The sequence below is a fragment of the Micromonospora sp. RV43 genome, from assembly GCF_001029515.1.
Classification (GTDB): domain Bacteria; phylum Actinomycetota; class Actinomycetes; order Mycobacteriales; family Micromonosporaceae; genus Micromonospora; species Micromonospora aurantiaca.
In genome coordinates, this window is sequence record NZ_LEKG01000053.1 from 26,740 (window position 1) to 40,416 (window position 13,677).

The following is a 13,677-nucleotide window of genomic DNA, read 5'->3' on the forward strand; positions in this document are numbered from 1 at the left end:
GCCGGACGGCGGTCACAACCCCTAGCGTGCCCCTACGGGTGCCCCTAGGTGGCGGGGGCGCAGGCTGGGCCGACCCGCCCTGCGAGCGGTGCGGCGCACCGCCCTCGCGGGGTGCGGCCGGGCGAGTGCGCGGACCCGCCCGGCCCGGCGTGTCACGACCGCCGACAACGGTCGTACGACACCATTTCTAGATTCCTGGCAAATTGCCGCCGGGGCCACCCAGTTCGCGGTGGATGAAATCGAAGATCTCGGCGTCGGTGGCGTCGTCGAGGGTGTGCGTGGCCGATTTCTCCTCGGCGGGACCACGGTCGTCGCCCCACCGGGCGACGAACGCCTGCAGCTGCACCAGCAGCTTCTGCCGGGTCAGCCGGTCCGGCGCCTCGGCCGCGAAGGCGTCGTCGAGCCGTTCCAGCTCGGCGAGCAGCGGCGCCGCCGCGGCGGCGCCGTCCTCGGCGAGCCGGTCGCGCAGGTGCCGGGCAAGGGCCGCCGGAGTGGGGTAGTCGAACACCACGGCGGCGGGCAGGTGGACGCCGGTGGCTGCGCGGAGCCGGTTGCGCAGCTCCACGGCCGTCATCGAGTCGAAGCCGACCTCGCGGAACGCCCGGTCGGGCTCCAGCCCCGCGTCGCCGCCGTGGCCGAGCACGGTCGCCGCCAGGCCGCCCACGAGGTCGACGAGGACGCCCTCGCGGTCGGCGGGGCTCAGCGGACGCAGCCGCTCCCGCAGCGCGGTCGCCGCCTCGTCGTCAGCCGGCCGGCGCTCGTCGTCGGCGGGCATCGCCGCGCCCGCCTCCGGGACGCCGGTCAGCAGCGGGCACTGCCGCATCGACGCGAACGTCGGCACGAACCGGTCCCAGCGCACGTCGGCGACGATCAGCGCCCCCTGCGCGCGCAGCGCCTGCCCGAACGCCTCGACGGCCAGCTCCGGGGGCAGGCCCGGCAGGCCCCGCCGGCGCAGTTGCGTCTGCTCCGCCGACTCGGGATCGTCGTGCCACGGGCCCCACGCCACGGCGGTGGCCGCCAGTCCCCCGTGGCGCAGGCTCGCCGCGAGCGCGTGCAGCAGCGCGTCGCCGGCGGACTGGCCGGCCCGGCCGCCCGCGCCCCACACCCCAGTGGTCGAGGTGCACAGCACGAACGCGTCGAGCGGGCGGTGGGCCAGCTCGTCGGCGTACCTCGGGACGTCGCCGACGGTGGCGGCCAGGTCGGCGGCCAGGGCGGCGAGGGTCAGCTCGGTCAGCGGCACCGAGCCGGTCTCGGCCGGGACGTGCACGAGCGCGGTCACCGGCCGTTCCTCGGCGGCGAGCCGCTCCATCAGGTCGCCGAGCTTGCCCGTGGCCGGCTCGGCCAGCGGGAGCACCTCGGCGCCGTGGCGGCCCAGCCAGTCGGTGGTGTGCCGGGCGAGGGGGCCGGTCCCGCCGGTGAGCAGGACGGTGCCGTTCGGCCGGTAGCCGTCGCCCGCCGCCGGCAGCCCGGTGTCGCGGACCAGCCGCCGGGTGTGCACGCCGGCCTCCCGGACGGCGAGCTGGTCCTCGCCGTCGACGTTGACCAGGGCCCCGGCCAGGGCCGCGTACGCCGCCTCGGCCGGGTCCGCCGGCAGGTCGACGACTCCGCCGACGTGCCGGGGGTGCTCCAGCGCGGCGACGAGGCCGAGGCCCCAGGTCGTGGCCTGCGTCGGGTGCACGACCGCTTCCCCGCCGACGGCGACGGCGCCGGTGGTGGCCAGCCACAGCGGCACGGCCGGGCCGGAGCGGCCGGTGTGCGCCTGCACGAGCAGCAGGTTCGCCGCCAGGCCGGTCGGCAGCGCGGACTGCTCCGGGTGCGGCGCCTCGTCCAGCGCCAGCAGGGACAGCAGTGCCGTCGGCTGGTGCGCGGCGGCGAGCCGGTCGAGGTCGGCGGTCAGACCGTCGCGGGTGACGGTGGCCGGGTCGACGGTCAGCAGGTGCACCGTCGCGGCTCCGGCCGTGAGGGCGGCGAGCACCCGCTCGGTGACCTGGTGCGGCGGGGCCACCACCAGCCACGTGCCGGGGTCGGCGACGGTCAGCGCCCGGCGTTCCCAGGTGACCCGGTACCGCCAGCCGGCCAGGGTGCCGTCGAGCTGCCGGCGGCGCCGCCACGACTCCAGTTCCGGCAACAGCTCGCGCATCGGCTGGTCCGGGTCGAGGCCGAGGCGGCCAAGGTCGCCGTCGGTGACGGCCCGCCAGAACGCGTCGTCGACCGGGTCGTCGGCGGCCGGTGCCGGCAACGTGTCGAGGGTCGGCCAGTAGCGCTGCGGCCGGAACGCGTACGTCGGCAGCTCGGGCAGCAGCCGGCGATCCGGGCGGGGGCCGGCCAGCGCGGCGAGCACCGCCGCCCAGTCGACGTCGCGCCCGGTGCCGTGCACGACGGCCAGCGCGGCGAGCAGGGCGGCCGGCTCGTCGGCGCCGGCGCGCAGCGCCGCCACGGCCGTGCCGTCGTCGGCGTCGGGGAGCAGGCCGGCGGTCATCGCCGTCAGCACCGCCTGCGGTCCGAGTTCCAGGAAGGTGTCCACGCCCGCGTCGCGCAGCGCGGCGATCCCGTCGGCGTACCGGACGGCCTCCCGGACGTGGCGCACCCAGTAGCCGGGCGTACGGATCTCGTCGGGCTCGGCGAGCCGCCCGGTCAGGTTCGACACGATCGGCAGCAGCGGCGCGGCGAACGTCAGTCCGTCGAGGACGGCTCGGAACTCGGTCAGCATCGGCTCCATCAGCGGGCTGTGGAACGCGTGGCTGACCCGCAGCCGGCGGGTGCGTACGCCGCGTTCCCGCCAGAGCCGTTCCAGCCCGTCGAGGGCGTCGAGGGCCCCGGCGAGGACCACGGCGGTGGGGCCGTTGACGGCGGCGACGCCGACCCGGTCGCCCAGCCCGGCCAGGGACTCGACGACGGCCGCCTCGTCGGCGGCGACGGCGAGCATCCCGCCCCCGGCGGGCAGGGCCTGCATGAGCCGGCCCCGGGCGGCCACCAGCGTGGCGGCGTCGGCGAGGGACAGCACGCCGGCGACGTGCGCGGCGGTGATCTCGCCGATGGAGTGCCCGGCAACGTGCCCGGGCACCACCCCGAACGACTCGACCAGCCGGAACAGGGCCACCTCCAGCGCGAACAGCCCCGCCTGGGTGAAGACCGTCTCGTCGAGCAGCGTCGCCTCGGCGCTGCCCTCGGCCGCGAACAGCACCGGCTTCAGCGGCTGCGGCAGCTGGTGGTCCAGGACCGCGCAGACCTCGTCGAGGGCCGCCGCGAAGACGGGGAACGTGTCGTACAGCCGGCGGCCGGCACCGGGGCGCTGGGCGCCCTGGCCGGAGAACTGGACCGCGAGGCCGCCGCCGCGTCGCCGGGCGGTGACCACCGCGGGGTGCTCCTCCCCGGCGGCCAGGGCCCGCAGCGCGGCCGTTCGGGTCGCCCGGTCGGCGGCCACCACTGTGGCCCGCCGGCCGAGGTGGGCCCGGCCGTCGGCGAGCGCCCAGGCGACCAGGTCGGCGGGGTCGTCGCCCGTCGCGACGCGGTCGGCCAGCCGGCCGGCCTGCTCGCGCAGCGCGGGCAGGTCGGCGGCGGAGACCGGCCACGGCAGGATCGCCGCGGGACGGTCCCCGTCGGGGAAGGCCGGCTCCGGGCGGTCCGGGGCCTGTTCCAGGATGACGTGGGCGTTGGTGCCGCTGATACCGAACGAGGAGACGCCCGCCCGGCGCGGCCCTTCCGTGGTGGTCCACGGTCGTGCCTCGGTGAGCAGCGCCAGCGTGCCGGAGGACCAGTCGACGTGCGGGGTCGGCGCGTCGACGTGCAGGGTCTTCGGCAGCACCTCGTGCTGCAGGGCCAGCACCATCTTGATGAGGCTGGCGGCGCCCGCCGCGGCCTGGGTGTGGCCGATGTTCGACTTCACCGACCCGAGCCACAGCGGCCGGTCGGCGGTCCGGTCCCTGCCGTACGTGGCCAGCAGGGCCTGCGCCTCGATCGGGTCGCCGAGGGTGGTGCCGGTGCCGTGCGCCTCGACGACGTCCACGTCGGCGGGGGTGAGGCCGGCGTTGTCGAGCGCGTGCCGGATGACCCGTTGCTGCGCGGGCCCGTTCGGCGCGGTGAGGCCGTTGCTCGCGCCGTCGGAGTTGACGGCGCTGCCCCGTACGACGGCGAGGATCCGGTTGCCGTCGCGCTGGGCGTCGGAGAGCCGCTGGAGCAGCAGGACGCCGACGCCCTCGCCCCAGCCGGTGCCGTCGGCGGCCTCGGCGAACGCCTTGACCCGCCCGTCGGCGGCGAGGCCGCGCTGCCGGGAGAACTCCAGGAACGCGCCCGGCGTCGACATCACCGTCACGCCGCCGGCCAGCGCGAGGTCGCATTCGCCGCTGCGCAGCGCCTGCGTGGCGAGGTGCAGGGCCACCAGCGACGACGAGCAGGCCGTGTCGACGGTGACCGCCGGGCCGTGCAGCCCGAACGAGTACGCCAGGCGGCCCGAGACCACCGACGCGCCGTTGCCGGTCGCCTGGTAGCCCTCCACCTGGGCTCGGGCGCCCAGCAGCAGTGTGGCGTAGTCCTGCCCGTTGGTGCCCATGAAGACGCCGGTGGCGGAGCCGCGTACCCGGTGCGGGTCGATGCCGGCGCGTTCGAAGGCCTCCCAGGTGGTGTGCAGCAGCAGCCGCTGCTGCGGGTCCATGGCGAGGGCCTCGCGCGGGTTGATCCCGAAGAACGCGGCGTCGAAGCCGGCGACGTCGTGCAGGAAGCCGCCGCTGCGGGTGTAGCTGGTGCCGACCTGCTCCGGGTCGCTGTCGAACAGGGCGTCGAGGTCCCAGCCCCGGTCGGCAGGCATCGGCGTGACCGCGTCCACTCCGTCGGCCAGCAGCCGCCACAGCTCCTGCGGCGACGACACCCCGCCCGGGAAGCGGCAGGCCATGGAGACGATCGCGATCGGCTCGTCGGCCGCGGGCCGGGTCGCGGTCGCGCCGCCGGCAGCCGGGCCGCCGTCCGCGCCGACCACGATTTCGGTACGCAGGAAGCGGGCCAGTTCCGCCGCCGAGGGGTGGTCGAAGACCACTGTCGACGGCAGGGTCAGGCCGGTGACCCGGCCCAGCCGGTCCCGCAGCTGCACGGCGGCGAGGGAGTCGAAGCCCAGCTCGCGGAACGCCCGGCCGGCCGGCACCTGGTCGGTGGTGGGGTGGCCGAGCACGGCCGCCGCCTCGGCGCGGACGAGGTCGACCAGCAGCGCCTCCTGGCCGGTCGCCGGCAGCGCGGCGAGCCGGTTGCGCAGCCCGTCGGTCGCGGCGGCGTTCTCCGGCCGCTGCGGCTCGCCGGCGACGGCGGGGGCGACCCGGTCGAAGAGGTGGCTCGGCCGTACGGCGGTGAACGCCGTGACGAACCGGGACCAGTCGACGTCCACGATCACCGGGGCCGCCTCGGGGGCGTTCACCCAGCGGCCGAGCGCCGCGACGGCGGCGTCGGGCGCGAGCGGGCTGAACCCGCGGCGGCGCAGGCCGTCCGCGGTCTCCCCGGCGGCCATGCCGTCCTCCGCCCACGGGCCGTACGCCAGCGCGGTGGCGGGCAGGCCCTTCGCCCGGCGGGCGGCGACGAGGGTGTCGAGCAGGGCGTTGCCGGCCGCGTAGCCGGCCTGCCCGCCGCCGCCCCAGACACCGGCGACCGAGGAGAAGACCACGAACGCGTCGAGGTCCCGACCCCGGCAGGCGGTGTCGAGGTGCAGGGCGCCGAGCACCTTGCCGGCCAGGGTCTCCGACAGCTCGCCGTCGGTCACCTCGTGCGCTGCGGTGGTGCCGCCGGACGCCCCGGCGGTGTGCACGACGGCGGTCAGCTCCGGCAGCCCGGAGACCAGAGCCTCGACCGCGGCCCGATCGGTGACGTCGCACGCCACCACCCGCACCGCGCCCAACTCGTCGACCAGCTCGGCCGCGCCCGGAGCCGCCGGACCCCGCCGCGACGCCAGCACCACCTCGGCCGCCCCGTTCGCCAGCAACCAGCGCGCCACGTGCCGACCCAGCGCACCCGTACCGCCGGTCACCAGCACCGTCCCGGCGGGCCGCCAACCCGCACCCGCGGGCGGCGCGGCCGGCACCAGCCGCCGGCCGAAGAGGCCGTTGCGGCGGACGGCCACCTGGTCCAGGGTGCCGTCGGCGAGGACCGCGACGAGCCCGGCGCGGGCGCCGCGGTCGGCGCGGTCGGGCAGGTCGACCAGGCCACCCCAGCGGTCCGGCTGTTCGAGGGCGACGACCCGGCCCAGGCCCCACGCCAGCGCCGCCCACACGTCGCCGGCCCGCTCCCCCGCCGTGACCGGCATCGCGGTACGGCTCAGCGCCCACACCCGTCCCGGCAGGCCGGTGTCGGTGAGCGCCCGGATGAGGGTAAGCAGGGCGGCCGCGCCGGCGGGCACCGCCGGGGTGTCCGCCAGGGGCCGGTCCTGGCGGGGCAGCACGCAGAGCACCCCGGCCCAGCCGTCCCCGCTGATCCGGCCCAGTCGCTCGCCCAGGTCGGCGCGGGCGAGGGTGGACGACACGGTGAGCGTGTCCACCCGGGCGCCCGCCTGGGTGAGGGTCTTCGCCACGCCCGCGTCGGCGCCGCTGTCGACGGTGACGACCAGCCACCGCCCGGACAGCCGGGTCGCCGGGGCCGGCCGTACCGGCTCCCACCCGATCCGGTACGACCACCCGTCGAGGGCGGTGTCGCGCGACCGGTGCTGACGCCAGCGCGCCAGGAGCGGCAGGGCCGGGCCGAGCGCGTCCAGGTCCTCGGTGTCGTCGCCGAGTTCGGCGGCGAGGGCGGACAGGTCGCCGCGCTCGACGGCGGCCCAGAACTCGGTGTCGCCGCCCTCCGGGGCGGCCTGCCTCGTGGGCGTGCCCTCAGGCCAGTAGCGCTGGTGCTGGAAGGCGTACGTGGGCAGGTCGACGCGGCGCGCGCCGGTGTCCGCGAACCACGACTGCCAGGTCACCGGCACGCCGTGCACGTGCAGCTCCGCCAAGGCGTACAGCAGCGCGTGCGCCTCCGGACGGTCCCGGCGCTGCACCGCGACGGCCAGCACGGCGTCGTCGCCGGGCAGCACGTCGGCGGTCATCGCGGTCAGCACGCTCTGTGGCCCGACCTCCAGGAACGTGTCCACTCCCGCCTCGCGCAGGGCGGTGATCCCGTCGGCGTACCGGACGGCCTCGCGCACGTGCCGCACCCAGTAGTCGGCCGTGCGGATCTCGTCCCCGGCCAGGGCTCCCGTCACGTTCGACACGACCGGCAGCAGCGGTGCCGCGAACGTCAGCCCCGCCAGGACGGCGCGGAACTCGTCGAGCATCGGCTCCATCAGCGGACTGTGGAACGCGTGGCTGACCGTGAGACGGCGGGTGCGCACACCTCGGTCCCGCCAGGCCTGCTCCACCTCGTCCAGGGCCTCGACGGCACCGGAGACGACGACGGCGGTGGGCCCGTTGACGGCCGCGATACCGAGGCGGTCGGTCATCCCGGCGAGAGACTCCGCCACCGCAGCCTCGTCGGCGGCCACGGCCAGCATGCCGCCGCCCGTGGGCAACGCCTGCATCAACCGGCCCCGCGCGGCGACGAGCTGACACGCGTCGGCCAGGGACAACACGCCCGCGACATGCGCCGCCGTCACCTCACCGATCGAGTGACCAGCCAGCATGTCCGGCACGATCCCGAACGACTCCACCAGGCGGAACAGCGCCACCTCGACCGCGAACAGACCGGCCTGCGTGAACACCGTCTGATCCAGCAACTCCGCCTCGGCGGTGCCCGCCGACGCGAACAGCACCTCCCGCAACGGACGCGGCAGCAACGGATCGAGGTGTCCGCACACCTCGTCCAGCGCGGTCGCGAACACCGGGAACCCGGCGTACAACTCCCGGCCCATCCCGGCGCGCTGCGCGCCCTGGCCGGAGAAGAGCAGCGCGAGCTGGCCGCGTACGGCGGTGGAGCCGGTCACGACGGTCCCGGAGGGCTCGCTCGCATCGAGGGCCCGAAGCGCGGTGAGCAGGTCGTTGCCGTCGGCCACCACGGCGACGGCGCGCTGTTCCAGCGCGGGCCGGGTGGTGACGGAGGACCAGGCCACGTCCAGCGGATGCGGGGCCTCGGCGGCGGCGAGCCAGCGCGCCCACCGGCCCGCTTGGCCGGCCAGGGCCGCGTCGGAGCGCGCGGAGAGCAGCACCGGTACGACCGGCGGCAGGTCGCGGGCGACGATCTCGCCCTCGATCGTCTCAGCCGGCGGCTGCTCGATGATCACATGCGCGTTCGTGCCGGAGATCCCGAACGACGACACCGCCGCCCGACGCGGACGGTCCACCGCCGGCCACGGGGTGGGCTCGGTCGCGAGGGCCACCGCCCCGGCCGACCAGTCCACATGCGGCGACGCCTCGTCCACATGCAACGTCGCCGGCACCAGACCGTGCCGCATCGCCAAGACCATCTTGATCACACCAGCCACACCCGCAGCCGCCTGCGTGTGCCCGATGTTCGACTTGACCGAGCCGAGCCAGAGTGGCCGGTCGGCGGGCCGGTCCTGCCCGTACGTCGCCAGCAACGCCTGCGCCTCGATCGGATCACCCAGCGTCGTACCCGTGCCGTGCGCCTCCACGGCATCCACGTCCGCCGGGGACAGGCGCGCGTTCGCCAGGGCCTGCCGGATCACCCGCTGCTGCGACGGACCGTTCGGCGCGGTCAGCCCGTTCGACGCACCGTCCTGGTTCACGGCCGTGCCCCGCACCACGGCGTAGATCTTTCGGCCCTCGCGCTGGGCGTCGGAGAGCCGTTGCACCAGCAGGACACCCACGCCCTCGGACCAGCCGGTGCCGTCGGCGGACGCCGCAAACGACTTGCAGCGGCCGTCCTGCGACAGGCCCCGCTGCCGGGAGAACTCGATGAACGTCCCCGGCGTCGCCATCACCGTCACACCACCGGCCAACGCCAGATCACACTCACCCGACCGCAACGCCTGCGCGGCAAGGTGCAGCGCCACCAGCGACGACGAGCACGCCGTGTCCACTGTGACCGCCGGCCCCTCCAACCCGAAGGTGTAGGCGACCCGACCGGACAGCACGCTACCGGAGGTGCCGGTCCCGACGTAGCCCTCCACCTCGGTCGGCAGGTCCATGAGCCGGGAGGCGTAGTCGTGGTACATGACACCGGCGAAGACACCCGTCCGGCTGCCCCGCAACCGCTGCGGGTCCAGCCCCGCCGACTCGAACGACTCCCACGACGCCTCCAGCAGCAACCGCTGCTGCGGGTCCATCGCCAGAGCCTCACGCGGCGAGATCCCGAAGAAGCCCGGGTCGAACTCCGCCGCCCCGTACAGGAAACCCCCGTGGCGCGTGTACGACGTACCGCTGTGCTCCGGGTCCGGGTCGAACAGGCTCTCCAGGTCCCAGCCGCGATCGGTGGGGAACTCCGAGATCCCGTCGCCGCCGCCGGCCAGCAACGCCCACAGCTGGTCCGGACCATCGACGCCACCGGGGTAGCGGCAGGCCATGCCCACGATCGCGATCGGCTCGTCGGTGCCGGCGGTGAGTACCGCCGTCTGGCGGGCGGTGATCTGCCCGGAGACCTGCTCGTGCAGGTGGTCGGCGAGCACGGCCGGGGTCGGGTAGTCGAAGACCAGCGTCGAGGCCAGCCGCAGCCCGGTGGCCGCGTTCAACCGGTTACGCAGGTCCACCGCCGTCAGCGAGTCGAAGCCCAACTCCCGGAACGCCCGGTCCGCCGGCACGGCTTCCGCACCACCGTGCCCCAACACCTGCGCGACCAGACCCCGTACCAGCACGTCGACCTGGGCGCGGCCCTCGTCCTCGGTCAGCCCGGCGAGCCGGTCGGCCCAGCCGCCGCCCTGCCCCGCCTGGCGGCGGGCCGCCGTCGACCCGATCAGGGTGCGCAGCACGGCCGGCACGGGGCCGCCGCCGAGCGCCGCCCGCAGCGCGGGCACGTCGATCACGGCCGGTACGAGCACCGCCCGGTCGGCGCCCAGCGCGGCGTCGAACAGCTCCAACCCGGTCCCGGCGCTCATCGGCGTCAGACCCGCCCGCGCGGACCGCGCCCGGTCCGCCTCGTCGATCGAGGCGGCCATGCCGGCGGTGTCCCACATCCCCCACGCCAGACTCACCGCCGGCAACCCGAGCTGCCGCCGGTGGGCCGCAAGCCCGTCCAGGAACGCGTTACCCGCCGCATACCCCGACTGACCCGGCGAACCCAGCACACCAGCAACCGACGAGAACACCACGAACAAGTCGAGATCCAGACCCGCCGTCGCCTCATGCAGGAACCAACCCGCCGACACCTTCGGCGCCAACACCCCCGCCAACCGCTCCGCCGTCAGCCCCTCCACCACACCGTCATCCAACACACCAGCCGTGTGCACCACACCCGCCAACCGACCCCCGGCGGCCACCTCCGCCACCAGCGCGCCGACCTGGTCCCGGTCCGTCACATCACACGCGACCACCCGCACCGACGCACCCAACGCCGACAACCGCTCCGACAACTCACCCGCACCCACAGCCTCCGGACCACGCCGCGACACCAGCACCAGCGACCGCACACCATGCACCGACACCAGGTGCTCCGCGACCAACGCCCCGAGCGCACCCGTACCACCGGTGACCAGCACCGCACCGTCACCCACGGCCGGCGTCTCCGCCGCCGTGATGCCGGCCCGGACCAGGCGCGGCGAGTGCACCGCACCCCCGCGGACGGCCAACTGGCCGCCGGTCGCGGTCGGTTCCCGCAGGGCGCCGTCCAGCAGGGCCATCAGCGCGGCATCCGGGTCGCCGTCGACGTCCGCGAGCACGATGCGGCCCGGGTGCTCCGACTGCGCCGAGCGCAGCAGGCCCCACACCGCCGCGCCGGCCAGGTCGGTCACCCGGTCGTCGTCCCCGACGGACACCGCGCCCCGGGTCACCACCACGAGCCGCGAGTCCGCCAGGGCGTCCGCCGCGAGCCAGGACTGCACGGTCGCCAGCACGTCCGAGGTCACCGCCCGGACCGACTCCGGCGTCGCCGCGCCGGGCGCGGGGAACACCGGCAGCAGCAGCGTCCGGGGGACGGACTCCTCCCCCGCGGCCGTCGCCACGTCGGGGTACGTGGGCATTCCGACGGGTGCCGGCAGCTCCCGGCCGCCGGTCACCAGCGCCCAGCCGGAAAGCTCCCCGGCGGGCGCGGCCTCCACGGCCGGCCATCGCAGCTCGAACAGCGACCGCGTGGCCACGCCCGGCGCGGCCACGCCGGTCAGCTCCCGCAGGGCGAGGGAGTCCACCGACACGACCGGCGCGCCCACCTCGTCGTACGCGGCCAGCCGCAGCCCGGAGCCGTCGCGGGTCAGGCGTACCCGCAGCGCCCCCGCTCCCGAGGCGTGCACCTGCACGCCCTCGAACGCGAACGGCACCCGTGGCCCGCCCGACTCCTCGCCGCCCAGCAGCAGCCCGATCGGGTGCAGGGCGGCGTCCAGCAGCGCCGGGTGCACGCCGAACCCGGCGGCCTCCGTCGCGTCGTCCGGCAGGACCACCTCGGCGTACACCTCGTCGCCGCCGGTCCAGGCACGCCGGAGCCCCTGGAAGGCCGGCCCGTACGTCAGGCCGTGTTCCGCCAGCGTCGGGTACCAGCTCGCCAGGTCCACCTCCGCCGCGCCGGCGGGGGGCCAGGTGACCGGGTCCGGCTCGTCGGCGGTGGAAGGCTCCAGCACGCCCTCCGCGTGCCGGGTCCAGCCCGCCTCGGGATCGTCGTCGGGGCGGGAGTAGACGGCGACGGGACGCTGCGGCGACTCCGACGTGGACACCCGCACCTGGATCCGTACGCCTCCCGTTCCGGGGAGGGCCAGCGGGGTGGCCATGGTCAGCTCCCGCAGCCGGGAGAGGCCCACCTCGTCGCCGGCCCGCACCGCCAGCTCGACCAGGGCGGTGCCCGGCACCAGCGTCAGCCCGGAGACCGTGTGGTCGGCCAGCCACGGGTGCGTGGCCAGGGAGAGCCGGCCCGTCAGCACCATCTCGTCGTCGCCGGCCAGGTCCACCGTCGCGCCGAGCAGCGGGTGCCCGGTGCGGCCGAGCCCGGCCCCGGACACGTCGCCCGTACGCGCCCGGCCGGCGGTGGGCCAGTAGCGCTGGTGCTGGAAGGCGTACGTGGGCAGGTCGACGCGGCGCGCGCCGGTGTCGGCGAACCACTGCGTCCAGGTCACCGGCACGCCGTGCACGTGCAGCTCCGCCAAGGCGTACAGCAGCGCGTGCGCCTCCGGACGGTCCCGGCGCTGCACCGCGACGGCCAGCACGGCGTCGTCGGCGGGCAGCACGTCGGCGGCCATCGCGGTCAGCACGCTCTGCGGCCCGACCTCCAGGAACGTGTCCACCCCCGCCTCGCGCAGGGCGATGATCCCGCCGGCGAAGCGCACGGCGTCGCGGACGTGCCGCACCCAGTAGTCGGCCGTGCGGATCTCGTCGGCGTCGGCCAGGGCCCCGGTCACGTTCGACACGACCGGCAGCAGCGGCGCGGAGAACGTCAACCCGTCCAGGACCGTGCGGAACTCGTCGAGCATCGGCTCCATCAGCGGACTGTGGAACGCGTGGCTCACCGTCAGGCGGCGAGTGCGCACACTCCGGTCGCGCCAGTGCCGCTCCACCTCGTCGAGGGCCTCGACGGCACCCGACACCACCACTGCGGTGGGTCCGTTGACCGCAGCGATGCCCACCCGGTCGGCGAGCCCGGCGATCGATTCGACCACCGCAGCCTCGTCGGCCGCCACGGCCAGCATGCCGCCGCCCGTGGGCAACGCCTGCATCAACCGGCCCCGCGCGGCCACGAGGGCGCACGCGTCGGCCAGGGACAGCACCCCGGCCACGTACGCGGCCGTCACCTCACCGATCGAGTGACCAGCCAGCATGTCCGGCACGATCCCGAACGACTCCACCAGGCGGAACAGCGCCACCTCGACCGCGAACAACCCGGCCTGCGTGAACACGGTCTGGTCCAGCAGCTCCGCCTCGGGGGTGCCCGCCGACGCGAACAGCACCCCCTGCAACGGACGCGGCAGCAACGGATCGAGGTGTCCGCACACCTCGTCCAGCGCGGCGGCGAACACCGGGAACCCGGCCGACAGCTCCCGGCCCATCCCGGCGCGCTGCGCGCCCTGGCCCGAGAAGAGCAGGGCGAGCCGGCCGCGCTGGCCGGTGGCGCCGGAGACGACCGTACCGGTGGGGTCGCCGTCGGCGAGGGCGGTCAACGCCGCGACCAGGTCGTCCCGGTCGGCGGCGGTGACGACCGCCCGGTGTTCCAGCGCGGGCCGGGTGGTGACGGAGGACCAGGCCACGTCCAGCGGACGCGGGGCCTCGTCAGCGGTCAGCCAGCGCGCCCACCGGCCCGCCTGCGCCGACAGCGCGGCGGCGTCGCGGGCCGACAGCAGCACCGGCACGACCGGCGGTACGTCGCGGGTGACGACCTCACCCTCGATCGTCCCGGCCGGCGGCTGCTCGATGATCACGTGCGCGTTCGTGCCGGAGATCCCGAACGACGACACCGCCGCCCGACGCGGCCGGTCCACCCGCGGCCACGGAGTGGGCTCGGTGGCCAGGGCCACCGCCCCCGCCGACCAGTCCACATGCGGCGACGCCTCGTCCACATGCAACGTCGCCGGCACCAGACCGTGCCGCATCGCCAAGACCATCTTGATCACACCAGCCACACCCGCAGCCGCCTGCGTGTGCCCGATGT

General features: G+C 75.9%; 1 protein-coding gene. It reads right to left on the bottom strand.

All coding sequences use genetic code 11. The features are described 5' to 3' along the window. Positions 1-187 precede the first annotated feature (187 nt). Positions 188-13,677 (bottom strand): type I polyketide synthase (locus tag ABD52_RS15275; RefSeq protein ID WP_047892252.1); only part of this gene is annotated, 13,490 nt, incomplete at its 5' end.